Origin of the sequence: Butyrivibrio fibrisolvens (assembly GCF_037113525.1) — a bacterium.
In the GTDB taxonomy this organism is placed as follows: Bacteria; Bacillota; Clostridia; order Lachnospirales; family Lachnospiraceae; genus Butyrivibrio; species Butyrivibrio fibrisolvens.
Genome location: NZ_CP146963.1, coordinates 1,603,042 through 1,629,350, shown reverse-complemented (window position 1 = coordinate 1,629,350; position 26,309 = coordinate 1,603,042). Strand labels below are relative to the sequence as shown.

At 42.1% G+C, this 26,309-nt stretch carries 19 protein-coding genes and 1 pseudogene; 3 read left to right on the top strand and 17 right to left on the bottom strand.

Translation table 11 applies throughout. From position 1 onward, the window contains the following. Window positions 1-22: 22 nt before the first annotated feature. From WAA20_RS06580 to WAA20_RS06565, 4 genes are all read right to left on the bottom strand, one after another. Window positions 23-1,348 (bottom strand): hypothetical protein, encoded by a 1,326-nt coding sequence (locus WAA20_RS06580; protein WP_034454279.1) that lies wholly within the window; start codon window positions 1,346-1,348, stop codon window positions 23-25. Between the two features lies 1 nt (window position 1,349). Next, entirely contained in the window at window positions 1,350-3,056 is a 1,707-nt protein-coding gene (locus tag WAA20_RS06575; protein WP_073384671.1) for a GH3 auxin-responsive promoter family protein, read from the bottom strand. Window positions 3,057-3,190: 134 nt separating this feature from the next. Beyond that, a complete protein-coding gene (locus WAA20_RS06570) occupies window positions 3,191-4,594 on the bottom strand; it encodes a hypothetical protein (RefSeq protein ID WP_073384673.1) in 1,404 nt (467 codons plus the stop codon). Window positions 4,595-4,630: 36 nt separating this feature from the next. Beyond that, complete coding sequence (locus tag WAA20_RS06565; protein ID WP_167562630.1) at window positions 4,631-6,400, bottom strand: PP2C family protein-serine/threonine phosphatase; 1,770 nt, start codon at window positions 6,398-6,400, stop codon at window positions 4,631-4,633. Window positions 6,401-6,613: 213 nt separating this feature from the next. Here WAA20_RS06565 and WAA20_RS06560 point away from each other — a divergent pair, with 213 nt between their 5' ends. Beyond that, window positions 6,614-6,916, top strand: a complete 303-nt coding sequence (locus WAA20_RS06560) for an STAS domain-containing protein (protein WP_027217863.1) — start codon at window positions 6,614-6,616, stop codon at window positions 6,914-6,916. A gap of 434 nt (window positions 6,917-7,350) precedes the next feature. Here WAA20_RS06560 and WAA20_RS06555 read toward each other — a convergent pair whose 3' ends face one another. From WAA20_RS06555 to WAA20_RS06535, 5 genes are read right to left on the bottom strand one after another with little or no spacing between them, the layout of a single operon-like run. Continuing rightward, window positions 7,351-8,211 carry a sugar phosphate isomerase/epimerase gene (locus WAA20_RS06555; RefSeq protein ID WP_073384677.1) on the bottom strand — a complete coding sequence of 287 codons (861 nt, stop codon included), beginning with the start codon at window positions 8,209-8,211 and terminating at the stop codon, window positions 7,351-7,353. Next, on the bottom strand, window positions 8,211-9,515 hold the full coding sequence (locus WAA20_RS06550; protein WP_073384679.1) for a family 1 glycosylhydrolase: 1,305 nt from the start codon (window positions 9,513-9,515) through the stop codon (window positions 8,211-8,213). The genes WAA20_RS06555 and WAA20_RS06550 overlap by 1 nt, the downstream gene beginning before the upstream one ends. Before the next feature lie 18 nt (window positions 9,516-9,533). Next, entirely contained in the window at window positions 9,534-11,795 is a 2,262-nt protein-coding gene (locus tag WAA20_RS06545) for an alpha-L-rhamnosidase (protein WP_073384681.1), read from the bottom strand. A 19-nt stretch (window positions 11,796-11,814) separates the two neighbouring features. After that, window positions 11,815-14,028: a glycoside hydrolase family 2 TIM barrel-domain containing protein gene (locus WAA20_RS06540; RefSeq protein WP_073384682.1), complete on the bottom strand. Its 2,214-nt coding sequence runs from the start codon at window positions 14,026-14,028 to the stop codon at window positions 11,815-11,817. A 19-nt stretch (window positions 14,029-14,047) separates the two neighbouring features. After that, window positions 14,048-15,562, bottom strand: a complete 1,515-nt coding sequence (locus WAA20_RS06535) for an MFS transporter (RefSeq protein ID WP_073384684.1) — start codon at window positions 15,560-15,562, stop codon at window positions 14,048-14,050. A 226-nt stretch (window positions 15,563-15,788) separates the two neighbouring features. Here WAA20_RS06535 and WAA20_RS06530 point away from each other — a divergent pair, with 226 nt between their 5' ends. Continuing rightward, window positions 15,789-16,988 carry an AraC family transcriptional regulator gene (locus WAA20_RS06530; protein ID WP_073384686.1) on the top strand — a complete coding sequence of 400 codons (1,200 nt, stop codon included), beginning with the start codon at window positions 15,789-15,791 and terminating at the stop codon, window positions 16,986-16,988. A gap of 22 nt (window positions 16,989-17,010) precedes the next feature. Here the strand turns inward: WAA20_RS06530 and WAA20_RS06525 are convergent, their stop codons facing one another. The 5 genes from WAA20_RS06525 to WAA20_RS06505 form a co-directional block, all read right to left on the bottom strand. Beyond that, window positions 17,011-17,736: a DUF624 domain-containing protein gene (locus WAA20_RS06525; RefSeq protein ID WP_073384688.1), complete on the bottom strand. Its 726-nt coding sequence runs from the start codon at window positions 17,734-17,736 to the stop codon at window positions 17,011-17,013. A 15-nt stretch (window positions 17,737-17,751) separates the two neighbouring features. Further along, window positions 17,752-18,594 carry a carbohydrate ABC transporter permease gene (locus WAA20_RS06520; RefSeq protein WP_073384690.1) on the bottom strand — a complete coding sequence of 281 codons (843 nt, stop codon included), beginning with the start codon at window positions 18,592-18,594 and terminating at the stop codon, window positions 17,752-17,754. Between the two features lie 16 nt (window positions 18,595-18,610). Beyond that, entirely contained in the window at window positions 18,611-19,534 is a 924-nt protein-coding gene (locus tag WAA20_RS06515; protein WP_073385016.1) for a carbohydrate ABC transporter permease, read from the bottom strand. A gap of 152 nt (window positions 19,535-19,686) precedes the next feature. Beyond that, window positions 19,687-21,117: a sugar ABC transporter substrate-binding protein gene (locus WAA20_RS06510; protein WP_073384692.1), complete on the bottom strand. Its 1,431-nt coding sequence runs from the start codon at window positions 21,115-21,117 to the stop codon at window positions 19,687-19,689. 52 nt (window positions 21,118-21,169) lie between these two features. Then, window positions 21,170-23,110 carry a beta-L-arabinofuranosidase domain-containing protein gene (locus WAA20_RS06505; protein WP_073384694.1) on the bottom strand — a complete coding sequence of 647 codons (1,941 nt, stop codon included), beginning with the start codon at window positions 23,108-23,110 and terminating at the stop codon, window positions 21,170-21,172. A gap of 334 nt (window positions 23,111-23,444) precedes the next feature. Here WAA20_RS06505 and WAA20_RS06500 point away from each other — a divergent pair, with 334 nt between their 5' ends. Beyond that, complete coding sequence (locus tag WAA20_RS06500; protein ID WP_242951127.1) at window positions 23,445-24,458, top strand: LacI family DNA-binding transcriptional regulator; 1,014 nt, start codon at window positions 23,445-23,447, stop codon at window positions 24,456-24,458. A gap of 30 nt (window positions 24,459-24,488) precedes the next feature. On the opposite strand, the gene WAA20_RS06495 is transcribed toward WAA20_RS06500, so the two are convergent. The 3 genes and pseudogenes from WAA20_RS06495 to WAA20_RS06485 form a co-directional block, all read right to left on the bottom strand. Continuing rightward, complete coding sequence (locus WAA20_RS06495; protein WP_073384698.1) at window positions 24,489-25,412, bottom strand: radical SAM mobile pair protein B; 924 nt, start codon at window positions 25,410-25,412, stop codon at window positions 24,489-24,491. Continuing rightward, a complete protein-coding gene (locus WAA20_RS06490; RefSeq protein WP_073384701.1) occupies window positions 25,388-26,086 on the bottom strand; it encodes a radical SAM mobile pair protein A in 699 nt (232 codons plus the stop codon). Before WAA20_RS06490 ends, WAA20_RS06495 begins: the two co-directional genes overlap by 25 nt. Beyond that, window positions 26,083-26,208 (bottom strand): annotated as a pseudogene (locus WAA20_RS06485) (MarR family transcriptional regulator); the annotation flags it as partial. The gene WAA20_RS06490 and the pseudogene WAA20_RS06485, both read right to left, overlap by 4 nt. Between the last annotated feature and the right edge of the window lie 101 nt (window positions 26,209-26,309).

Genomic DNA, 26,309 nt, shown 5'->3' with positions numbered 1-26,309 from the left:
TCCTGTTGACCAGACATGCATCTTATTCCTTATTTTTCACTACATACAATCCGACAAGCGTATTTAAAACTATGCATGCCATGAGTGAATAAAAAAACACAGGACTTGTATCCATATTGCCATCGCGGAAGGTATAAGCTGACAGCGCATCAACTCCATTTCCCAGTATCAGATACGAGAACACGAAGAAGAATCCCATCATGAAGGCCTGTTCCGCAACGGCTCCAAGGCCATAGAATCTGGAGCGCACGAGTCTTCTCTCGTTTACGTCGAACCGCTCATCCTTAAGATATGCGGCTGTACTCCTGCTGTTTCCACAGGATACAAAGATCACTGTAACCAGTACTCCAACCATATATGAAATCGTACCGGGTATCATCATAAGACATGAGAAAGCATTTGCGGATACAATGCAGAATAATTCGAACCGCTCTTCCCTGACCATTTTCTTTAGTATCGGACTTACAATTTTCGCAAGCGCAACCCCGATACCTATCATGATATATGCTACAGTAACCTTGTTATACTCTCCGACAGCCATAAAATAAATCAGCGAGAAAATAGTTACAAAATTCCTTTCAGCTCCATACCATAAAGTGCGAAGGCTGTGCCCTCTATAAGGATTTCTTCTTGTTACGAACGCCGCCACGACCAAAAGAATCATTCCAACCGCTATCCACAACACCAGTCCGAGACTTGCAGTTTGCTTATAAAGCCTTATTGCGTATGTGAATAACAAAACTATCAGTGCAAGAAGTAACTGATCCGCGCGAACCGTTCCTTTTTCAATCAGCGGGTCATATTTATGAGGATTGTGATTCCGGAGAGTTATACACTGAACGGTCGATATCAGTACCAGGAAAAGAATAGCCAATATCACAGTAATCATGCTCACATATCTGAATGCCATAACGATAACAAGATATAACAGCAGGATCAGATAACCTATATAAACCGACGCACCTGTAGACCATATCTTTTTCTCCCTGATCGAATCCCTCATTGTCCGGTACATCGGCGCAAAACACGATAATCCCAAGCCAATCAGAATAGCGCCCACATTCCACAGTATGTGCGCGCTGTTTCCGAAAAGCATCAGAAAACATCCCAGTATAGCCAGTACATTACCTGTAAGCCACACCAGATAAGGATTCTTAACCTTCCCAAAGCCACTAAGCAGGAACGGTCCCGCCTTCTCAAACGCATATAGAAGTACAAATGGCATAATGAACTCACTCTGCCCGTAGTGCTCGTAATATAATCCCACGAACATCAGATTAGGCAGCATGACCGCACCTTCTGCAAGGGCTTCGGAAAAAGATCCCAGTAACGTTCTAATAATCTTCATGTTATTCCGTTTCCATCTCTATGAACTTGAAGAAGAACTTCTCCTTCATAGGCGTATCGATTGCTCTGACAGGTTTAAGCTGATTCTGGGAAACACCCTTCCTGATCATGATATCTCTGTATAACATGTATGCTTCCTGCTGGGTTATGCAGAGCTTGGTCTTTCCGAGTGTGTTGTTCATTATCTTCTGTCCGAAGGACGGATTTGCCTGTCCGAGGAGCTTCTCTGCAGTATCTCTGTACTCCTCTATCTTGCTCTCTTCAATTTCCTTGTCGGGCTCAATAAAGAGTACATAACGACCGGGCTTGGAATCTGTATCCGCGTAGATACTGTAGTCACGTACAAGTATTCCGGTTTCATCCTGGAATTTGCTGATGGTCCAGCGAAGTGCTTCCTCATTGGTCTTCTCACCGGCTATGGAGATCATCTGATTCTTACGATACAGGAAAGAAACAAGCGGTGCTTCATTGTAGAAGCCCTTAACCCTGATAACGTCCTTGATCTTATATCTGTAAAAACCTGACAGATTTGTTACCACAATCTCATAATCTTTACCTGCTTCCAGCTGATCTATTGTAAGCGTTGTCTCCTCATCGTCGGAATCAGCAGGAATAAATTCATAAAAGCCTCCATCGGGAAGGAGCACGAAGCCATCCTCGCCGGTTCTTCTGGCAACAGCCATCAGGGACTCAGATGCAGCATAGTTAAGGAAGCTGTACGGTATATTCTTTCCTGTGTACTGTCTCATCTTCAAGGTGTACTGCGAGAAGCCACCCGTACCTATAGCTCCAAGCCACTGGAAATCAGGCCATATCCTTATTACTATTTCATCAAAGCCCTTTCTGAATTCATTTCTTAATTCCTCTGCTCTCTCAGGATCCGGAGTAAACATAGACTCGAATTTTTTCCTAAGCTCATCGGATACAAGTATACTCTCTCCGATGACACCTTTTTCTATATCATCACACATGCTCTCCCAATTGGACTCAAGCCAGGTCATAAGATCCACAAGTGATGTCATAAATGCGGAAGTCATGCAGGTTACCTTCCTGTTAGGAAGTGCAAACCTAAGCTTTAAGTACTTACTGTCCATCGGCTCCGTTGGGAACACCAGGTCAGCGGGAGACGTCATGAAGTTAGTAAGATGCTCAGCCAACTCACGAAGTGCCGTTCCGGATATTGGTCCTTTGGGTACGCCGTTCTCAGTCATCATCGGCGGAGCCTCTATTGTATTAAGGCAGAATCCATCCTTGTAGGTTTTGCCTGTAGTATTCCTATAGTACTCATCCATGACTCCAAAGAGGATACTGGCACCATAAATCGCATAGTTATCAATTGTAGCCTGCGTTACGGGAATGTGCTTTGGCACGCCGACACTTCCCGAGCTTAATGCATAGTGCTTTACGGGATAGCTTGTGATTAGATTTTCCTCATCATTTTGTATCATGCGCTCAATATACGAAGCGTAGGAATCATAATTCGAAAAAGGAACCTTTTTCTTAAAGTCTTCTATACTCTTGATCTCACTGAAATTATAGAGCTTGCCGTACTCTGTATTCTCATTGTCCTTAAGTATCTTAAGCAGAGTCTCTTCGCTTGCTGCCACGGCCCTTTTACTAACTTCATCAAGGTGTCTGAGTGCAGTTGCACCTCTTCTTTTCATTACCGAGCAGAAAACATGATTTGTAATACCTTGGAAAAATGCCATAATTTCTTCTCCTTTTTAAGCTTAATGAATTTCTGAAGACCTTCCTTAATATGATCTATGCATAACTATATTATTGAACATATTAAATATTTAACAAATTAAAATACTATAAAAGTCCTTCCGGATTCCTGCTTCTATTCGTCTACCTCTTTACCCTCAGCAAAGCTGTACATTTTCTTATATTTGCCGCCATTAAGAGCCTTAGCCATTGCCATTCCGCCGCTTTCCCCGGAGTACATGAAGCTTTCGCACATAGATATCATATAGAGCGCATAAAAATAATTCACTAAAGAATCCTCAAGGAAAACATCATAATCTGTTCCGGAATACTTAATGCTGTCCAATTCGCTTATTGTAATTACGTTTTCTCTTTCAAAATCAGTTATGCTGTACCTTACCTGTGACACAACTCTGATCTTGCCCGGAAAAGCAGCTTTCATTTTTGAGAGGATATCCGCATCCTCAGTGGCGAGTATAATCCCGTCATACCCATACTGATCCATCCACTCCCTGATCTTCGGTACTGCGCTTTCAACTGCAGCGGGAGCCGATGTTCCGCTCATTTCAGAGGTGATGTAATCAGAACCGCGAAGCAGAACGCCAAGCATTCGCTTTCCTTTCATTATTACATCCGAGTACTCCTTCATCTCATCAATAAATCCCGGATTCATCAATTCGAGGCCAAACTCCCTCTCATGCGCAAGCCTTAGCATCTTCGTGAACAGTATTCCGTAATAATTGGTTATATATATAGTGTTGTCTTCGTTCGAATCCTCCGGTGTCATCTTGATAGCGAAGTACTTCTCTATTACATGATCAGGATATCTGGAGCTTCCTGCCTGTAAGGTTACCTCTAATCCAAAACGACTAAGAAAATTCCTGGTTCTTGTATAGCAGGTAAGTATACTTCCGATTCCCTCACTTTTTGCCACAAGAATCTCAGCGTATTTCACCTTATTTAGTGGCAGATCCGTCAGCCACTGATATACAAAGAAGTGGTGAAACAAGACCACCTGATCCATGTTCAGAAAGTCGCAGTCGAATGCTGATGGCTTGAATGCTCTGTGGACACGAAGCGTCTTTTCATCCCCCTGCACTTCGTAGGTAATTTGGATTTTTTCTTCTTTTGGATAAAACCATTTGATTCTCTTATCGTTCCACAAAACAGCAATATCCGTATACCTTAAGACAATCCCTGTGATCACCACAGTGTACTCATTTACTTCCTCAAACCATATACGCTCTATCCCATCGAGAATATCGAAGCATATCTTATCCTTATCTTTTTCATCATACATATAATAAGGAGGATACAGCGGTTCACGGCGAAAAAGCGGTGAATAAGGATACTCCGGGAAGCTTTCACACCATTTCTGATTATTTACATATTCAAGATCAAATGAGGGTCCGTTTTTATTTTTGACATGAAAGTGTGTCTCACCTTTTAACACGCAGGAAAGCGCCTTGTGAAACAGGTTCTCGGAAATATCCAGTGTTCGATAATTATGCTGTGTACTATAATCTCTGACAAGAAGCATAATCTACTCCTTCTATAAGCTCCTAATAAAAACACATCATTTATATTCAAGGCAGAGCATTGTGAGGTCATCAAACTGCTCCTCTTCCTCAACAAAAGCATCAACTGAGCTTCTTACTTCATCAAGCAGCTGCTTCGGTGATTCTTTAGCCACTCTGTTTAATGCTTCAAGCATCCTGTCAGTACCAAACTGTTCTTTCTCTGAATCTATCGCTTCCACAACTCCGTCTGTATAAACAAAAATCTTTGAACCTTTTTCAAGTTCAATCACTTCCTCGGTGTATTGCTTACCCTTTCGAACGCCGAGAACATAACCGTGTTTATCATTTAATAGTTCGAATTCGCCACCCGTTTTCAATAATGCCGGTCTTTCATGTCCGGCATTTGCCATGGTCAGCTTACCTGTGGATATCTCGAGTATTGCAACCCATACAGTCAGAAACATAAGCTCTTTATTCTGCATAAGTATCGCTGTGTTAGAATCAGTGAGTATCTTTGCCGGTGACTTGCCCTCTCTTGCATTATTGGCAAGTATGTTTTTTGTGAGCATCATGAACATCGCTGCAGGGATACCTTTTCCTGAAACATCAGCAATAGCGATATACATATGGTCCTCATCAAGGAAAAAGAAATCATAGAAATCTCCGCCGACGGATTTCGCGGGCGTCATAGAACCGTACAGATCAAGATCCGTACGATCATTGAATGCGGAAAAATCTCCAGGTATCATATCCTTCTGAATCCTTGCAGCCAGCTCAAGCTCTGTATTTATACGCTCTGTTTCAATGAGCATCCTCTGCTTTTCCTTAGAGTATCTCTCAATTCCTGTGATCATGTCGGAGCAATCGTCCGCAAGCCTTCCGAGCTCGTTATCAGCTTCAATTGTCAAAAGCTTTTGAACGATGTCCTTTGTATTCTTTGTCTTTGCGTAATCGCTAAGGAAACTCATTATGCGTGTCAGGGGATCTATTATTTTTGAATAGATCATATGAAGAATTATAACGGCGCAGATAAACAGCAGCACTGCGTTGATAAGTTCAATGGATCTCGCACTGTCCACGATTGACTTACGAATATTTGTGATTCTCTGGATAGCCGTCAGATGACACTTCAAATTACCATCAACCGGCACCTGAAGATACCCCATGAGGTATTCTCTGTTTTCTGCATCAGCAAGAGAGCTCTTCTCTTCGAAAAAAGCCTTATCCTCTTTGCTCTCATACATTTCCCTGATACCCGGCTGCTCGTTTATATCAAAAGGCCACACCTCACCAAGGGCACAGAAATTACCTCCAAAGGACTTCTCTCCCTCCTGAATTCCCTGGAAAAGCGGGAATATATTCGTATCATCCAGCACAATTTCAAAAGTTATTTCAGTAAGGTTGAAGCTGTACTTCATTGATGAAAATTCCGGCATAAGCAAAAGATAACATTCTTCCGCAAAGATTCTCTGTTCTTCTTCTGATAAACTCTCTGCCTGTTCCGGAGTAATGCTGTAAAGAGATTCATATTCATGATCAAGGAGTAGCCTTTGAATCTGTGATGAGCGATTCAGCCGGTCCCCCGGAAGATCCATTTCATCACTGTGATCCTGCCAGTAGTTAAGTAACCATGAAAGCGATTTATACTCAGTAAGTGAATTTCTTACCTGAACAAGAATAGCCTGCATAGTCCTGCAGGTAGATGCAACATAGTTCTTACTGTTACTGGAATAAATACATATTCCATTAACTATGGCTGTTATCAGAAACAGGCATGCAATCCACGGGAGCGCCTGTTTTACAATCTTTTTATTTCTTTTCTTCATATGATTTATTCCTTGCATAATATAAATTCTCTTAAAATATATGCAGGTCGTTTCAAAGACCTTATATAAATATTATTTATCAGGATTATCATAATTACAAATATAAATTAGACAAAATATCAAACAGTAAAAATTAATAATTTATTATTGGTACTAAAAGACTCATGCATGCTAAAATGAGTTTAGAGATTTTCAAAATAAGGAGGATAATTTATGCTTACCATTGATAAGACTATCGATAACAAAAATGGTCTGTTCAAGCTTGAGGGACGCCTGGATACAAATACTTCCCGTGATCTCAGCGCTGCCTTTGAAGAGACTCTTCCCCAGCTCGATACACTGACCCTGGATTTTGAAAAGCTTGATTACATCTCATCCGCCGGTCTTCGCGTTATTCTGTTTGCAATCAATACCATGGAGGATAAGAGCCAGAAGGTCAAAGTATTACATGCCAACGACAGCATAGTTGAAGTCCTTGAGCTTACAGGCTTTGCTGATGATCTTGACCTTGAATGATCACTGACCTGCTATTTTAATAAGCTCTGTATTTGCAAGAGAAAACCTTGGAATACTTCTTACATTTAAAAATCTGATAAATACTGAAGGAACTGACATAGTATTCAGACCGCTTTCACCTGAACTAAAATCAGAGCTGTATCTGATATGGAATAAGTATCAGACCTTTACTCCTATTGCGGAAAAATTTCTGGAGCAGATAAAAAAGACTTTCAAGTAATTTTCATGAAGGTCACAGCAGTATGAAGCTAGATCTGTTCCTTCATGTAGGTCTTAAGATTCAAATGAAGCACGTTGTGTGTAGATATATATTTTTTTAATCAAAAAGACGCACAGAGACTAAACTCTGCACGCCTAATAGGTCTTCTCTATATTACTAAAAGAGGCACCCTATTCCTTCGAATCCATTTTTTGCTTCGAAGTAACGGTCCGGATCATCGGTTTTTTCTAAACCACTCTGCACTTACCGTAAGGCTCTTTATAGGATCATTATCGATCCAGTTTTTGTGAGTCTCAAGAACGATCGCTTCTATCCCGGTATTGGCCTTTACGGTCTCCAAAATAGCATCGAGGGGCATATTTCCTGTGCCGAGTTCCGCAGCGTCCTCTTTGAGGATGGGCGTAATGAAAGGTCCCTTTTTCCTGCAGCCCCTGTCATTTATGTGCCACATCACCATTCTGTCTGAGAGTTTGTTTACAAGGGCTGTGACATCTGCACCGCCATCTGCCATCCAGTATGTATCAAGCTCGAAGTTGACATACTGCGGATCTGTGTTTTCTACGATCAGATCATAGGCGGTCTTATCTTCTGAGACCTTCTGCAGCTCTACATTGTGATTGTGATAAAGGAGTTTCACTCCATAGGGTAAAAGAGCTTTTCCTGCATTGTTCAGGCGCTCAGCAAGCTTTTTTACCTCAGATGCATTCCCGTAATCAAACCTGTACATACCGGTTATAACAACAGTGTCCGCTCCAAAGCTCAAGGCTTCTTTCGCAACAGCCTCGGGGTTTTCTTCAATGCTGTTAAGATAGCTGTGCAGGCTTATGACTTTCAGACCGCTCTCTGAGATCAGCTTCTTCCAATCGAGTTTTCCGCCATTACCCGTGGGCATACCGGCAAATTTTGTAAGCAGCCTCACAATAAAAGGCGTTGGCCTTATCATGAAGTCATTTAGTTCAATGCCGTCATAGCCGGCACTCTTGATGCTCTGAAGTGTACTGAGTGCACTCTCATAACTATTGCATCTGCTACCAATCATTATCTGTTGCACACCCGTCAGTACTGTGTCTTTCATTATTTCAAATAGCCTCCAAGATGCTTTAAACTGGGCTTTGGTGCCCTGATCTGTGTTTTCCTGTCAACTGCGCAAAGACCAAATGTCAGTGCATAACCTTTCTGCCACTCAAAATTGTCGATAAGTGACCAGTGGCAGTATCCGATAACAGGAATTCCATCATTTATACAGCTCTGAACACCCTCAATTGCCTTGTCGATAAACTTAACTCTCTGCTCGTCATCCGATGTTGCTATTCCATTTTCTGTAACCATGATCGGAACATTTGGCATCTCCTCATGCACGCGTCTTATTACATGCTCAAGAGCCTCAGGATATACCTCGTAATCCATCTGTGTCATTGGTGTTCCCTCGGGAACAGGCACGATTCCATCAGGTCCGTAGGTAGTTCTTGTATAATTCTGAAGTCCAAAGAAATCATCATCCTTGATATAAGGAATGTAATGGCTAAACTCCTCATTCCAGTCACTGTCTGCGCGCTCCTTGCCACCTTCTATGTACTGGCAGTCGTGTAGGGAAAGAGTAATACCAACCTGAATATCCGGATTAACAGCCTTGATTGCTTCCTTGGCTGCCTGATGCGCCTTTATAACTATCATATCGCCATTTGCATCTGTTGCGGAAACAAATGTATGCGGCTGAGGATCTCCGAATACTTTGGCGTTCTCCATTGCTGCCAGCTTCATTTTCTCCATTGGATCGGAGAGATTAAGCCCAACCTGAACCTGCCCCTCCATGGAGTCGCCATCGCTTTTAGCTGCATTTGCCATCTTTGCCATCATCTGCTTCTTGAATCTCTCCATGAGAGCGCCAATCTGAAGTCTCATGTTAGCCTCATTTATGGTGCAGATATACTTTATCTCACTTCCAAGCTGCTTAGCGACATATCCGGCATAGTTGGCAAAAAGCTCTACAACCTGCTCATTGTCCCAGCCTCCGAGCTTTATAAGCCACACTGGTGATGTGAAATGCATGAGGGTAATAACCGGCTCAACGCCATTGTCCCTGCAGCATTTGATCATCTTCCTGTAATGCTCAATCTCTTTTTCATCAAATTTGCCCTGCTCAGGCTCAATACGTGCCCATTCAACAGAAAATCTGTAGGTGTTAAGGCCTGCATCTGCCAGCATCTTGATGTCTTCTTCGTATCTGTTATAGTGATCCACAGCATCCAGTGAAGGCTCAACAAACTGTGAATACTCCATATTCTCCATTACCCAGTAATCTGAATTTGTATTGTTTCCTTCAACCTGGTGGGCTGCAGTAGAAGCGCCCAGCATAAATCCGTTCTCGAACTTGTTCATTTTCCTATCCTCCATAATTTAAATCTCATAACTTCCGCTTGTCAGAATTCTCTTTTCCCCGCCGGGGAGCTCCAGCTCTGCTTCCATTCCTTCAGGAATTTCAAATCGGTAGGCAAAAGAATCCGTCTCCTCAATATATCTCCATTCAGAAACTATGCGACCTTTCGGTGAATCATAGTAACCCTTTGCAAACTTAAGTCTCTCATCCGGCAGAGGCTTTATCATGACTTTGTCAAAATCGTATCTGATTCCCAAGACACCGGACAAAAGCCATCCGGAAACAGCTCCATAGGAGTAGTGATTCAGTGAATCATGGACAGTGCCGTCTTCTCTGACGCCATCCCAGGTCTCCCAGATAGTGGTAGCACCTTTCTCCACCGCATAGAGCCACGAAGGATAGCTTTTTTGCAACAGCAGTCTGTATGCAGTATCCACGTAACCGTAATCTGCAAGCACGCTGCACAGGAAAGGCGTTGAAAGGAAGCCCGTATTAAGATGATAGTCATTTTTCACCACCAGCTCATTTAAGTCCTTAGCAGCTTCCACTGCCTCTTTTTCAGGTAAAAGACAAAACGCAAGAGGCCTTACGTACTCGCACTGCCTGTCAGATCTTATATGCCCGTCTTTCAGAACCAGATATCTGTATGCCTCAGTCGCCTTTTCCGAGATCTCTTTATACTTATCCGCATCGGCGCCATTTCCGAGAATCTCTGATATTTTGGCGAGAATCCCAGATGAATATGCATAGTAAGCTGTTGCTACTTCAGGCTGGCCATCCTTGAAAGCAGCCATCATGGTCTTCATAACATCTGCTCCTGGCTCGCACCACTCACCGTAGTCCATTCCGGTGTCGATGATGTATTTCCTGTAAGGGTTCTTTCCAAAGCGGTTCTTGAGCTTGCTCTTTCCTGCTCTTCTTCCGAGGAAATCCACCCACTTCTTCATCATTTCATAGTTGTCTTTAAGTATCTGCTCATCGCCATATATTCTGTACAGATTCCAGGGCACAAGGACCGCCGCATCGCCCCAGCCAACAGACGCTGAGAACATCTCTGCTATCTTGCCCGGATTTGAGTTCTTGGGACAGATATACGCCATCTTGCCATCAGAATGCTGCCCTATCCTCACGTTCGCAAGCCATTTCTCGTAAACTCCCCTGCAGTCCATCAGGTACGCACCGGTCCTCACAAATACCGCTGCATCGCCTGTCCAGCCAGCTCTTTCCCTTGTGGGACAATCAGTAGGAATGTCACAGAAATTTGACTTCATAGACCATACACTGTTTTTAAAGAGCTTGTTTACTTCATCCACGCCACATTCAAAACCCGCAGTTTTCTTCATGTCCGAATAAACAGCAATGCTCTTTATTTTGATGTCTGACGGTAAGATATCGCCTGTTATCTTTGCGTATCTGAATCCAAACATCGAAAAATGAGGCTTAAACTCATTCCTTCCCGGCTTGCAGATATAGTTTATTTCCTGTTTTATTCCGCCTGATTTGTTCCTGTCTCCCGGCTGGAAGTTCTCTATCGTGAAGTTTCCGTTTTCATCCAGGTTTTCACCGTGGACGAGACAGATCTTCTCACCGCCTTTGGCATTTTCCACGACAAAAGAAGTATATCCGGCCAGGTTCTGCCCGAAATCAAATACGCTTTCTCCATTCGGAGTTGTGATAAGTCTGCCTTCAAACACTTCATGTTCCGTAACAAACGGCGATGTCTGGGCTATAAGATTCCCTTTGTCAAAAGACATCTCTCTTGCCTTATGCCACTCACCAAAGCCCGAACCGGCATCGCAGGTCTCTCCCAGCTCAAGGTCCGTAAGCTTTATAGGTCCGTTTTCACAGGCATCCCAGCTGCAATCCGTAACAAGTACAGGATTCTCCATGTCTCCATCGCCTATCACTGCGCACAGAAATGAAATATCCTCTCCATACAGATTTCTCACACCGTCAATCCCGTTGCATCCTCTGAACCAGCCATCACCCAGTGTGACGAATATCTCGTTTTCCCCGCATATTAGCGAATCCGTGATCTCATACTCCTGATACTGAAGCCTTTTATCATACTCATCGCATCCCGGAGTCAGTCGTGCATCCGTGATACTCCGGCCATTTATAAGTATTTCATACAAGCCGTGAGCTGTAGCAAATATCCTGATCTCTCCCTTTTTATAAGAGAATGTGGCCCTTAAATATCCTGCACCTTTTCTCTTATCAGGTTCTGTCACGGTTTCAGGTGATATCCACTTTGCTTTCTCAAAAATCTTAGCCGCTTCCATCTAACACCTCTTGTGTTCTTTACTGCTTTTTAATATTCATAAGGGCATTTGAAAGTGCCTTAATCTCTTCAGATTCTATATCCATTCCACCCTGCTGCAGAAGTTTAATGAGTGGTTGGCGAGCGATCATCTGTTGCATCGCTTCGGATATCTCTACTCCTTCGCCCATCCCACCGGCTGTCTTTGCAGTCATTGCAGCCATCATTCTGTCCAGTATTGCTTTTCCTTCAGGCGTTGCCTGAATCTCTGCCATTGTACTTGAAAGGGAAAGGTATCCCTCTTTTTCCTCAGGTTCATCTGCCTTGTCAAACCAGTTTCTGACCTTTTTGTCGGGAGCAAAGTATGCAGGATTGGGCTCAGAAACCTTTGCTATCTCCATTTCATCAGATAACTCTCCTGAAACAGCCTTTATTGTATGTACTCCGGTTATGGGAACATTAAACTTAAATACGTGTTCTCCGCTTGCACTTGCCGCTTCTACACCGTCAACAAAGAGTGTGACGGACTTTTGGTTTGAATATACCTTTATCTCTGTATTATCCTCGATGCGGTCGTGATATCTTTTTCCGCAAAGATGAACGAAAGGCTCATCAGACCACCATGCTTTATAGATATAATAAGCGTCCTTTTTCTGCTTTCTGTCAAAGGTGATGACTCCCTTGTGGTTTTTGCCGGGGTCTCCTGCCTCATCTCGGCCTGCTGCAGCAAATTCAAACATATTCCAGAGATATGTTCCCCAGATATATGGTCGGGTGCTGAACATTTCAAGCATATGCTCGTGATAAACAGCCTGATAACTTTCTGTATAATCACCTTTTTCAGGTCTTGGAGACTGTAGGCTAATTACTGAATCCGCTCCATACTCCGTAAGTCCTATAGCCACATCGGGGTGATCCCTGTGGAACTCGTCAAACCACTTGTCATTGTCCTCCATCTCACCTACATACCAGCCATAATACAGGTTGTATCCGCGAATATCCGGCAATGTTACAAGAGGAGAGTCTGTCTCGAGAAGGAACAGATTTGCCATGGCAGAATATCTGATAGGATCCATCTCGTGGACAATATCGTTTAATATCCTATGGTTCTCCAAGAGGTCTTCAGTTACACCCTGCAGAGATATCTCATTTGAAAGTGCCCAGCACATTATCGATGCATGATTGTAATTCTGGCTTATCAGCTCTTTCATCTGGGATATGGTGTTCTGCCTTCCACTGTCCATATGTACGGTAATATATGGAATCTCAGCCCATACCACTATGCCCTTTTCATCGCAAAGATCATAGAAGTACTGATCGTGCTGATAGTGTGCAAGCCTTATGGAATTGGCGCCCATGGAGAGGATGAGATCAATGTCCTCCTTGTGCATTTCTTTTGTCAGTGCATTGCCAACTCCTGCCCTATCCTGATGCCTTGAAACTCCTCGAAGCGGATAGCTTTCTCCATTGAGGAAAAATCCTTTATGAGGATCAACATGAAACTGCCTTACTCCAAACCTGTCATAGATTCTGTCACACTCTTTTGTTCCATCCAAAAGAGTTGCTGTTATGTTGTACAAGAACGGATCCTTGAGACCGTTCCATAAATGTGGCTCTTTTATCGTGATCTTACCACAGGCAACATATCCACAGGATGCATCCTCTACCGGAACCACCTCAAACTCCTGCTCTGTTACACCATCTATTGATATTCTTACGCGCTCTCCGCCGCTCGTGTATGCCTTTATTTCAATTTCAGCTTCATTTCCGTTTAATCTTGGTGTGACATACAGTCCTTTTCCACCATAATAGTCCATGTCAAAGTGCTTTTCATCCACAACCACAAGATAAACATCCCTGTAAATGCCACCATAGAAAGTGAAATCCGCTTTCTGTGGATACACCCTTGTATTGGGCTCGTTGGAAACAGAAACTACCATCTCGTTAGAATCTGAAAGTGCATCTGTTATGTCTGCCCTGAAGCAGGAATATCCGCCGTCATGGCTAGCAACCTCACGACCGTTTAAAACAACTTTTGCAGAGGAGTTAGCGCCTCGAAATTCCACAAACACCCGCTGTCCCTCTTCCATTACCGGTCTTTCAAATGTCTTTTTATAAAGGCAGGTTCCTCTGTAATACTGCTCAGGCCCCGTCTGTCCATCAACAGCATTCCAGGTATGAGGAAGAGATATACTCTCGCTCTTGCCCTCTTTTTCAAATATCCAGTTATCATTCCAAAGAATTGTTGTTCGCATGTTTCACCTCTCCAACTTTTTACTGACCCATTGCAGCCTTTTTCTTCTCGCCGATACTCTTTTGGATCTCTTCCATCTTATGGTATGTGAGCTCTGAATTCTTCATTGCCAGAAGTGTGCAGATCCATCCCACTATAGGGAATCCTATAAGAAGAATTACGGTCATGACCCTTACGCTGAAAGTAAGCGGATCACCCTGCTGGGGAGCTGTAGTTGTATATCCTATCAATCCGATCATGAGTGTTGCGATAGTTGCACCAAAAGATGAAACTATTTTGTCAATAAAGCTGTAAGTAGCGGATACTGTCGCAGGCATGTATTTTCCTGAGCGATCCATCTCATAGTCAACAACATCCATTCTGAACGCACTTGTTGATACAGAAACAACCATCTTCATTGCGTTATTTCCAAATGTAAAGAGTACATAAGTGATTGCCATGAGAACTGCTCCGGTTGATAAGTTGCCACCGAATACTGTTCCCACAAGAGTTGTAGGTGTAAATAAAAGATATACTGCAAATGCGATATTCAGTCCGATACAATTCTTGGTCCAGTCGATCATGACCTTTCTGCTACCCTGTTTACCTGCAATCTTCGCACCAATGATCGCAAAAATAATGGATGGAAGCATTGCAAGCGCAGACAGAATCGATGATATAGCCATTGAGCCAAGCATAATTCCGTTAAGCATTGTGGATACTACCGCTGCAGAGCCTATTGTCTGTGCCAGCTTATCAGATGTTGCAGCCATGATGAATCTCTGAAGCTCTTTATTCTCTTTGATCAGCGCCAGCATGTCCTTAAAGCTTGGCTTTTCATCGGTTTCGCCATCCTTTTTGATTCCTTCGAAATTCTCGGGAATGTCATATGGAGCAATTCCTATGCATGCCAGAATGTAGAAAAAGAGCGAAACAAGTATTACCACTACATTGTAAGTTGCGAAGTATTCTGTTCCCTGAATGTTATTAAATCTTGGGAGAATCACAGCCGATGCCACAACGCTCATGATCATTGGCACCAGATATGAATACGCTGTACTCCAGACACCGATTGTAGGACGCTGTTTTGGATCATTTGTCAGAATGTTCATATTGATCTGACCTGCTATACTTACGAATGTATAACCAATGATATAGATCACATAGCAGAGGACAAAAAATGTTATTCCCGCTGCACCCGTAAGTGACAGCTTTGCCCCTATATTACACATCAGTGTTGTAGCAATGGCCATAAGAAGCCATCCAAACATGATTGAAAATCTTACTTTTCCAAATCTGGAATTAAATCTTTCCAGGAAAAAAGCTATCACCGGATCTGTAATACCATCCAAAAGCCTTGATCCTGTGATAATAAGTCCTGTAACTGCAACAAGAATTCCAAAGTTGGAATTTCCGATATATGTTGCACCATTCATCAGCAGATAAAATGCCATCTGCCCGGCACCTGTCATCATTGCAAGCGCAATATGCCAGGTTTTAGCTCTTTTATAAGTTACCCCATTTTCTTCTCTTATCAGAGATTTGTCCTTACCCATAATTAACCCCTTTCAGTTACATATTATTCAATGAAAGCTTTCCTGTTATGGTCATAGTATCATTTAGCTTTGCAATATGTTAGAATTATTTTATCCCGATTAGTATTATTTTATTGTTTTGAGGAATAAGTTTGAAAGTGTTCCACTTTCAAACCCAAATTGGTGTCGCGAGCTCCACCAATTTGAACCATTAGTCACTCGCTTTGCTCGCGACATGAGGTTAAATATGGACCACACTCTTTTTTCAGCTCTTTTAAAAAACCTGCTTTCTGTGAATGTCACGGATGCAACAGACATGGACAGCTCCCTTGAGGCCTTCGAAAAGAAGTATTGCTTCAGCATCAAGATGCAGCCCATGTTTACAAGCAAGGCGCTTTGCTATCTTCTGTCCTCCTCCAAAGCAAGCATGATCTATGAGCTCATAGACCAGCTCGGTATCTGCTTGTCTTTTTTTATGTTTGATAACAGGTTTTATATAATCGGACCTTATGTAAAAGAGAAATATTCAGAGCTTAAGATAGAGACCGTACTTGCAAAAAACGATGAATCCTCATCCAAATCACTGGCCTTCAAGCTGTATTACACAGCATTTCCCATAGTATATACAGAGCAGATAACCAGTGTGGTAAACAAATGCATAATCTCTTTTTCCCCTACGGAAAGTGAGTATTCATACAGAAGACTATCGGGATTTATTCAGGATGTATCTGAAGAAGATGATAAGACAGAACTGTCCGAGAAGAATTACAGTGAAATCTACAGGAGATATGATCAGGAAAAACAGTTCCTATCGATGATAAGAAACGGCGATAACAAAAACATCCTGTCCGCATTTGAAAAAATGTCCAGCCCTGAGGTCCTTTCCGTATTTTCGAAAGAGAGCCTTAACTACTATGCCTCGGGCTATGGTCTGGCAATACTTAAAGCTCTTTCCAGAAAAGCTGCGGAAGAATCAGGTCTTTCGGTCATTACAATAGATGAGATAACCCAAAAATACACTCAGCTTTCATCAGCCACAAACAACGCCGATCTTCAGACCCGCTATCAGATTGATATGATCGTTGAGCTGACAAAGGCAGTTCACAATCACAAACTGTCTCTGGATAAGTATTCACCTACCATTCAGAGGGTTCTTGAGTACATCAATCTGCATCTGGGGGACCATATATCAAACGAAGATCTCTCAGCAAATGCCAATATGTCCATATCTCACCTGGCCAAGGTATTCAAAAAAGAAACCGGAGTAACCATGACAGAGTATATAGCTCTTTTGCGCTGCAAAAAAGCTGCCAACCTCCTGAAGAAGACGAATCTTCCAATCCAGGAGATCAGCAGCTACGTCGGTTACTCCGACAATAATTACTTCGTTAAAGTATTTAAAAAGAACTATGATATGACGCCTACAGAATTCAGGAGAAATGCCTGATCATTCTGCTTTCCAGAGGCCGTTAATATGTGGAAGTGGATGTCTTCACAGCTTCTTCATAAGGATCAGTAATTCTCCGCTTTATCACTGGACATATTATGCTGCAAGAGATCAAGCCATAAAGAGAATTACCAATGATCATTGGCACAAGAATTGAGTACGGCATAAGAGCAAGTATTATGAACAGATAAATTGCTGTATATATAATAAGCTTCAGGCTGCTCTTCCACTCCAGAATAAGGAGTATGGCTGCGTTTCTAATTATTCCTGACAATCCAAGGCGCAGATGAGCAACCAATACAAAAGTCCATGCTGCAAAAAGAATGCCTATGCCAAATATTGCGCAGCCGGCACCCATGATGATCACATATGAAGTATTGTCAGAGACAGCTTTAAAGTTTCCCGCAAGGCTCATGAGATAATAGCCATAGAAAATGACTGCAGACTCCATGATGCCCAAGACAAGCTTTTTAATAAAGCCATCTTTAAATTCTGCAAGATAGTCCTCCAGGGTAAAGTCATAACCCTTCAGAAACATTTTGCCGGTAAAGGCGCAAAGTGCTGACCATGCAGCCGGTATTGTGATTAGAGGAATGCAGCTTATGATAAATACTATATTTATCATGAACAGCTTTCCCGGAAAATTAATAACAAGATATAAGATGCGGAAAAAGCCGTCCTTAGGCGGCTCTTTTTCCACATCGTTTTCTCCAAGATACCATTTCATAAAACGATTCAAGTATTTCATTTTTTCCCCTATATATTAGTTTTTCATACCAGTCAGTACTATACCTTCTACAAAGCTCTTTTGCCCAAATATATAGATTACTATACCAGGCAGGATAGTCATAAAAGTGGCTGCCATAGCCATGGGCCAGTTTGTTCCAAAAGAGCCTGTGAAATTGGTGAGTGCAATGGCAAAAGTAAACTTGCTCATACTGTTAATGTAGATTATCTGCTGGAGCATATCATTCCAAATCTGTATAAATAACATCATTCCAACAACTACCGCTGGCTTGATCGCAGGAACAAGAATTGTCCACAATATCCTCATGCGGCTGGCCCCATCTATTGATGCAGCTTCATCAAGATCCCTGGGGATTGTCATAAGGAACTGCCTGATCAGGAAGATGTTAAAGAATCCTCCACCTGTTAAAAACGGCAGGATCAGAGGCCAATATGTGTCACCAAGTCCAAAGAATTTTGTCCACGCAATATAAAGTGGAATCAGCGTAACCATGCCTGGAAGGAGGATTGTGCTGACGCAGATCTTGAATATAAGGTTTTTACCTCTAAATCTCAGTCTGGCAAAGGCATATCCACAAAAAATGGCAGTAATAACGCCAAATGTCACAGCCGGAATAATAATTGAAAATGTATTTTTAAAATATGTCCAATATTCGAAGGTTTGAAGAGTTTTGGTGTAGTTGGACCATAGCCACTCTGTTGGAATAAAGGATGGCGGATAAGCGTTGACCTGCGCAACACTCATAAGTGAAGATCTGAATATCCACCATATTGGAAGGAGTGTCAGAAATGCAAAAAATAAGGCAATCAATGTTACAACTGAGCGGTTTGCCAGTTTTCTTTTTTCTTTTCCTGTCATGTCTGCTCCCCCTTTCTCATGCTTCATCGCTAAAGATGCTATCTTTTTGAGTTACAAATAATACTATTGTAAAAATGCCTACTAGAACAAAGAATATAACTGAAAAAGCTGCTGCATATCCAAGCTTATTTTTTTCAAATCCATACATGTAGATAACATAAGATAAAAACATAGACTTCTTGGCCGGGCCGCCATTTGTAAGGGCTAGAGCCGGATTAACTACCTGCAGATGCGTGATAAGAGCAGTCAATACATTATAAAAAATAATAGGCTTGATGCATGGAATAGTTATGTTCCAGAACCTCTGCCATGAGTTGGCTCCATCTATCTGAGCAGCTTCCTTGTACACAGTAGGTACATTTTGAAGTCCTGCAAGGAATATTACTATGAGATTTCCGCTGGCCCATACTGCGATGAGAACAAGGGCCGGTATTACCTGCCTTGGACTGTCCAAAAATCTCTGGGGCGGAATGCCTAACATTCTGAAGATGAAATTAAAAAGTCCGTAGTTCTGCTCATAAAGCCATTGCCAGCCTTTGAAAACACCTATTGCCGGTAGCAGATAGGGTATAAAGAAAATAGATCTGAAGATAGTTCTTCCAAAAATATCCATGTTTAGAATAAGTGCTATCACCAGAGAATAGATAACCGCGCCGATAACCGCCAAAAATGCATACAAAAGTGTTGCCTTTACCGCACTTGCAAAATATACATCTTTTGTAAAAATTCTTATGTAATTGTCCAAGCCCACAAATTCCGGGCTGGATAAACCGTTATAGCTAAAAAGACTTAGCACAAACACAGCAATTGTAGGAAGATAACTTATAAAGGTGATTCCAAGGAATGCCGGAATCAAGCACAAATAGGCACATCTTTCCTCTTTTCTATTATATTTGGACTGAGAAGTACGTATTTTTCTTTTGCCGGATGCTCTTTTCATACTCTTCGCCTCGCTTGTACTATATATCCCCGCAACTTCCATTGTATAATCCCTCTCCCCTGATATCAACGCCAGCGAAGACAGTTACACTGCACTTTTGACCATGTTTCAAAAGTTACATGAACTGTCTTCGCACGGCACTATATCAAATATTAATTATTTGTACTGAAAATATCATTTAACTCATCGTAATACTCATCAATTGCTTCTTTCATTGTCTGATCACCAGACCAAACAGCCGAGAATGCTGAATCAAGAGTTGCATTAAACTCGTCTGTTGCATTGATGTAATACCATGCTGTTGACTGAGAATTTTCTCTTGCGTAGTCTACTACTGCACTCTTGTACATATCATGGTCAGGATAATTAGGATTATCAATCCACTTATTTGTAAATTCATCATCTGTGTACCACTTATCAAGGATAGGCATCCATGTTCCTGCTTCAATAAGTGACCAACTGTTTTCTTCCTGGTAGTACCACTTAAGCCATGTCATAGCTTCCTCAGGGTGCTTAGTTGTAGCAAATACCACGTTTGGTCCGCCAGTACAAATTGTAACCTTCTCCTTCATGTAAGGAAGAACGCCTACGCCATATCTGAAATCAGCAGATGGTCCAAGGAAGGTTCCTACATTCCAGGTTCCATCTGTTGCCATAACAACCTTCTTGGAACCAAGTGAGGATTCAAGTGCGTTAGCTGCGCTTGTTACAGGAGGTGCACAGTGATACACATCTGAGAGGTCTGCGATCTTCTGCAGTGCTTCTACTGTAGCATCATCGTTAATAGTACATTCCTTGCCATCAGCACTAAAATATCCACCGCCATTACTCTTTGCCCATACTTCAAGCTGCCATGGAAGGGTGTTTACTGTGCAGCCATAAACATCAACGTTTGCTGGGTCAAAATCTGGACTTAGCGCGTTATTGCCGTTAATATCAACAGTAAGTGTCTGAGCTATCTTAACAAATGTATCCCAGTCCCATGCACTGTCTGCACTTGCTGGAGGTGTGAAATCAGCAACATTTAATCCCTGCTTGGAACATATTTCTTCCAAAAGATCTATGTTGTACCAAAGGTTAAGTACCTCATTAGCTGCTGAATATGCCACAGGTGTTCCCTGATATTTAAAGGTTATGGAATCAAGAGGCTTGGAATCGCCTTCACCGTACATTGAGCTGATGTCTGCAAGCAGGCCATTCTCTGCAAATTTCAAAACGCCAGCTTCGCTCATGATGGCTGTATCAGGAAGTTCTCCTGCTGTAGCCATTGCATTTAACTTGGTTACATAGGTATCATGGTCAATCTTGATTACTTCTACTTCAATTTCATCCTGAGACTGATTGAATTTATCAGCCACCGCCTGAGTTGCAGCAGTCTCTGTCTCATTGCCCCACTGAGCGTAGGTAATATGTACCTTTTCTCCAGTGTTCTCACTAGTTGAAGCAGGTGTCTCTACTGCGTTCTGCGTTGTGTCCTGCGCTTCCCCCTGTGCGCTTTGAGTACTTGCACCACAACCTGTTACCAACATTGCCGTAGTAGTAACAACAGTTAATGCCATGCTCAACAATTTTTTCTTTTGCATACTTGAAATATCCTCCTTCAGAAAATTATTTTTCAGCAGTAATGTTCTATCTTTAGATAGAAATATTCTGCCAGACTTCCATCTCTCCAATACCTCTGTTGTTCCAAAAAGCATAGGGAACCGCTCGGATCTTCACAGGCTTCTTCGTAAATCTTGCCTCTCCGTAAAGGCTGCCATCTTCAATACCAACACTCTTAACCCTGTAGCCCTCATACTCTATCGCCGGTACTTCTCCTGGGAATTCTTCATAAGCTTTGCCCTTTAGCAGATTAGCATCAGTGTCCACGTAAATGTCAGATAAGTTCTGTCCATTGTCCGCCTCCTCCAGGCAATAGACCATAGGTCCATGCATTACAGCAACCTTACCTGCATCAGCCCTGACATTGTGGTCTGCTGCCACAAATCTTGGATGAACCCCCATATTAAGCTCAATCCTGTGTTTACCACCCTTAAGAGCAATTACTGCATAGTTATTGTCAGCTATATAGGAAAACTTTTCACCATCAAGGGCTATCTCCATATCTTTGGCATAGGCCGGAACTCTTATCCTGATATCTGTAGCCTGCAGAGTAGAAATCCTGATATCTACTGTTCCATCTGTCAAAAGAGCTGACTTAAGCTCCACAAATATTTCCCGACCGGAATTATCCACCGAAAGGGTTGATGATATGAACTGATTAATGTAGATTCCCTTTTCATCACAAGCATATAAATACTGAGAAAGAGAAGCCAGCGTTCTCGCAAGATTAGGAGGGCAGCAGGCAACACTAAACCATTTCTGCCTGACAGGTTTAACGTGATCCATATAGGTATTCTCAGTACAAAACTGCGGAATCATCTCTAATGGATTTACGTAAAAATATCTGTCTCCTTCCAGATTCATAGCTGCCAGAATAGTGTTGTACAATACTCTTTCAACTGTATCATAATAGCTTGCATTTTTCTTTAGGGCAGCCATCCTCTGTCCAAACATCATCATTCCCACAGAAGCACAAGTCTCACAATAATTTGTGCTGTTAGGCAGGTCGTAATCTGTGGTAAAGCACTCCAAAAATCCGCTGCTGCCAATTCCTCCTGTGATATACATTCTCTTGCCTACCATGTTATCCCACAGTCTGTCACAGGCTTTTTCCATTTCTTTATCCTGCTGCCATTTTGCCAGGTCTGCCATAGCACTGTACAGGTACATTGCCCTTACAGCATGACCTTCAGCCTCAGTTTGTTCTACTGGAGGTTTCTCTGCCTGTGCATACTTCATAGAATAGTTTCTAAACTCAGGAAAGAACTCAGGGTTTTTTCTGCCATCAATCTCATTCTGCAAATAATTAGGTGCAGTTCCCCTCTGCCTGACAAAATAATCAGCCTGCTTTAAGTACTTGTCATCCCTGGTCCACCTATAAAGCTTGATCAAAGCCAACTCAATTTCTTCATGCCCTGGAACTCCAGGAATCTGTCCTTTCTTTGTTCCAAATACCCTGCAAATAAGGTCAGCATTCCTCATTGCAATTTGAAGAAATTTCTCCTTACCAGTGGCCAGTGCATAAGCAACTGCTGCCTCAATCATATGTCCTGAGGTATATAATTCGTGTCCCTCAACCAGGTTTGTCCATTTCTTTTCCGGAGCTGTTATCTGAAAGTAAGTATTTAAATATCCGTCTTTTTCCTGAGCCTTTTCCAAAATATCGATCACCTGATCAATTTTACCTTCAAACTGAGTCCCGCTACCTATTGCAATGCAATAGGCAGCTGACTCTATCCACTTATATAGATCAGTATCAAGAAAAACTACTCCTTGCCGTTCTCCCTCTTGTAGTCCGGCAGCTATACGGAAGTTTTTGATACATCCCGTAGGATCAGTTCCTTCCAGTTCATCATTTAGAGCTTTCCACTGATGAACCAGCATGACTTCACTTACTTTATTGATATAATGCCCGAATAAAGGATCAGTGACTTTTACCTGCTGAAGTTTCAACGGCCTTATTTCTTTTTCCATGCCCAATGCCCCTTCATATTTTTTAGTTAATAAGCACTCCGTTTTCATCAAAGGTGTACTTCTCTCCTTCTAGTTGTGTGCAAAGTTAACGTTTTCCCTTTTTATATATAAAGCTGTAGCCCTCACTACAACTCATGATATTCTTTTAACTCATCTCCCAATTTCATTTTAGGTAAACGTTTACCTTATTTTGGATTTTATATTGTTGCATTATATATGTAAATAGCAATTTTCAATAATATTGTGAGCAATTTTTTGGTTGTTTTTTATTAAGAAAACGTTTACCATTATCTTGTAGTTAGTATTTTGGAAGTGAGGACAAACTGTGTCTAATATGAAGGACATCGCCAAAAAAGCCCAGGTATCTGTCGCAACAGTATCCAAGGTTTTAAATGGCACCGGAAATATAAGTGAAGAGACCACCAGGAAAATTCTGGAAATTGCTGAGGAACTTAATTATCATCCCAACCTCTATGCCAGAAATCTAAAAACTGGTTCCAGCAGGACAATTGGGATCCTTGCAGAGGACCTTACCGTATTCAACACTCCTCCAGTAATAGACGGCATCGGAGCCTGTTGTGAAGAGAAGGGTTATCGTTATCTCTTGGAAAATCTTCGCATAAACACTCTTGGTATTGATCCTGACAATGACAAGGATAGATACTCAGAAATCAAAAACAATGCAGTTTCACACATGAGTTCCATGCAGGTTGATGGAATTATTTATCTTGGCTGCCATTCTCACAGAGTAGTACCAAGCATATTTGAAAACAATATTCCTTTCGTATGCGCTTACTGCATTTCTCCATCCCTTGCGATTCCTTCTGTTTTGTATGATGATCAGCACGCCGCCTATGAAGCAGTTTCTCTTCTGATAAAAAAAGGGCACAAAAAAATAGCCACCATAACTGGCAAAGTAAGCAGTGTTCACACCAGATGGCGACTAACAGGTTATCAGGAATCCTTATATGATCACAACATACCATATAATCCGGGATATGTAATCAACGGAGACTGGTCAAGAGACAGTGGCTACAGTGCCACCAAGAAACTTATCAGACAGCATGTGACTGCTATTTTTTCCCACAACGATGAAATGGCCATGGGCGTAATAGATGCCTGCAATGATGCTGGGATTCAGGTTGGCAAGGATATTGCACTTATTGGCTTTGATAACAGGGAATTATCAACAGTGTGTCGTCCAACACTCACAACTGTTGAGCCTCCACTTTTTGATATCGGCTACAAATCAGCCGAAGGCCTGATTTCAAAAATTGAACATAAAGAAGACATTCTGCGAGGCGAAGTGCGACTTCCTTGCAGGATAATAGAAAGAGATTCTACCTGATTGGTAGAATCTCCTTTTTTCACTCCGCCATCAAGGATTATGCATTACATTTCTCTTTCCACTATTGGCAGTTCCTCTTACTTCTTCGTGGTAAAAGTAATCTACGATTGTTGGATGTCCTTTCTCTACTCTCTCATACGGAGTTTCATTATCAACAAACCTGCAATCATACTTTTTAGCCAGCTCTTCTGCTTTCTTTTCCAGCGCTTCAAAATAGCTGCGGTTCTTTTTGTTATAAATTTCGTCATACAACGGCACCAGATCCGGATGTTTATCAGAAATGTATTTCATGATATCTGCCTTAAAACCTCCGCGAAGATTCAGATTCTCAAGCCATACAAGGTCACACTGATCTTTTGTCCTGTCTATGATTGCTTCTATATCCGTAATCCCCGGGAACACGGGTGAAATGAAGCAAATTGTACGAATGCCTGCCGCATATACCTCTTTCATTGCAGCAAGCCTTCTTTCTATGCTTACTGCCGCATCCATATCATCTTTAAACTCTTCATCGAGAGTATTGATTGACCATGATACTGTAAGTCTGCTATTTTCATTGATCTCTTTTAGCAGATCCAGATCTCTTAGTACAAGGTCTGACTTTGTGCAGATAAGTATGTCCGCACCACTGTCCTTTAGTTCTTCCAGAAGTCTTCTTGTATTTTTATATGTTTCCTCTAGCGGATTATAACCATCCGTAACTGTTCCAATGATCACCTTCTGGCCGGCATACTTCTTTGGATTCTTTATTTCAGGCCAGTCTTTCACATCCATGAAGGTTCCCCATTCCTCCGTATGCCCTGTAAAGCGTTTCATAAAAGATGCGTAGCAGTATTTACAGGCATGGGGACACCCCACATAGGGATTCACCGAATATCCTCCAATAGGAGTATTCGATTTTGTCATTACACTTTTTGTTTCTATATGATTTACTTTGATTTCTGGTTGTTCCATATTCTCTGTTCCTCCAGCACTTTGTTAAAAGCATCCGGCATTTCCTGTATCATTTCTTCTCCCATAATCGGAACAAGATCTTCTTTCCAGAATACAGGAATGTTCAGTTCATGAGCCTGTTCTGTCAATGAATAAACCCACCTGGGATCTGTTTTAACAGTCCTGCTCTTTGCACCTGTCATGGTTCCCACCACAATCCAGTCAATGCCTGTAAGATCAACCTTACCCGGATCATCGAACAAAGGCTCAAAGGTAACATGATATTTTTTTGCCTTCACATTGCTCCGCAGTGCATCAATACGCCATAACTCAGACTTTCTTGTAACTGTAACGCCAAACCATGCATTATCAAGATCTGTTTCAAAAGACAGAAGATCCGGTCGTTTGGTAAGAAAAAGAAACTGGTGCTGAGGATTCTCTGCTATCTTTTTAAAGACTTCCTCTCTCCATTCCTCATGCCAGCCCGAGAGATCGCTCATGCCGGTCAGCAGAAAATTCTGCGGCTTTTTCTTTTCCATCATACGAAGCTTTCCTTGAAAAAACTGTGGCTTTTCAAAATCATCTATGATGTGATAACGCCTCGTATTGTTTCTGGCATAGCAGTACGGACATCCAACAGAGCACCCTATAACAAGATTCATGTTCTGAATCTGATCTTTAATACAAATACTCATTTGTCACTCCATTCCTCAAGGTTTACCCTGATGCGGTTAAGATACTCTTCAAACTGAAGAATCTCTTTATCCGTAAAATCACGATAATAAATACTCCCCATCTCATTGGATACGGAGTCATAAGCTTACCTCCTCCTGCTCCAAAGATTGAATCCCGGTGTGATCTTCGCCTATCCCGTCGGCTCCTCATACCCCTGCTTTTCCATGATTTCTGCGCAGGCAT

Coding starts and splice junctions, on each gene's coding strand:
- WAA20_RS06560 (WP_027217863.1), top strand. CDS start 6,614: ATGCTTACCATTGATAAGACTATCGATAACAAAAATGGTCTGTTCAAG.
- WAA20_RS06525 (WP_073384688.1), bottom strand. CDS start 17,736: ATGAAATACTTGAATCGTTTTATGAAATGGTATCTTGGAGAAAACGAT.
- WAA20_RS06535 (WP_073384684.1), bottom strand. CDS start 15,562: ATGGGTAAGGACAAATCTCTGATAAGAGAAGAAAATGGGGTAACTTAT.
- WAA20_RS06495 (WP_073384698.1), bottom strand. CDS start 25,412: ATGGAACAACCAGAAATCAAAGTAAATCATATAGAAACAAAAAGTGTA.
- WAA20_RS06570 (WP_073384673.1), bottom strand. CDS start 4,594: ATGCTTCTTGTCAGAGATTATAGTACACAGCATAATTATCGAACACTG.
- WAA20_RS06580 (WP_034454279.1), bottom strand. CDS start 1,348: ATGAAGATTATTAGAACGTTACTGGGATCTTTTTCCGAAGCCCTTGCA.
- WAA20_RS06520 (WP_073384690.1), bottom strand. CDS start 18,594: ATGACAGGAAAAGAAAAAAGAAAACTGGCAAACCGCTCAGTTGTAACA.
- WAA20_RS06500 (WP_242951127.1), top strand. CDS start 23,445: ATGAAGGACATCGCCAAAAAAGCCCAGGTATCTGTCGCAACAGTATCC.
- WAA20_RS06490 (WP_073384701.1), bottom strand. CDS start 26,086: ATGAGTATTTGTATTAAAGATCAGATTCAGAACATGAATCTTGTTATA.
- WAA20_RS06530 (WP_073384686.1), top strand. CDS start 15,789: ATGGACCACACTCTTTTTTCAGCTCTTTTAAAAAACCTGCTTTCTGTG.
- WAA20_RS06550 (WP_073384679.1), bottom strand. CDS start 9,515: ATGAACAAGTTCGAGAACGGATTTATGCTGGGCGCTTCTACTGCAGCC.
- WAA20_RS06510 (WP_073384692.1), bottom strand. CDS start 21,117: ATGCAAAAGAAAAAATTGTTGAGCATGGCATTAACTGTTGTTACTACT.
- WAA20_RS06505 (WP_073384694.1), bottom strand. CDS start 23,110: ATGGAAAAAGAAATAAGGCCGTTGAAACTTCAGCAGGTAAAAGTCACT.
- WAA20_RS06555 (WP_073384677.1), bottom strand. CDS start 8,211: ATGAAAGACACAGTACTGACGGGTGTGCAACAGATAATGATTGGTAGC.
- WAA20_RS06515 (WP_073385016.1), bottom strand. CDS start 19,534: ATGAAAAGAGCATCCGGCAAAAGAAAAATACGTACTTCTCAGTCCAAA.
- WAA20_RS06575 (WP_073384671.1), bottom strand. CDS start 3,056: ATGGCATTTTTCCAAGGTATTACAAATCATGTTTTCTGCTCGGTAATG.
- WAA20_RS06540 (WP_073384682.1), bottom strand. CDS start 14,028: ATGCGAACAACAATTCTTTGGAATGATAACTGGATATTTGAAAAAGAG.
- WAA20_RS06545 (WP_073384681.1), bottom strand. CDS start 11,795: ATGGAAGCGGCTAAGATTTTTGAGAAAGCAAAGTGGATATCACCTGAA.
- WAA20_RS06565 (WP_167562630.1), bottom strand. CDS start 6,400: ATGAAGAAAAGAAATAAAAAGATTGTAAAACAGGCGCTCCCGTGGATT.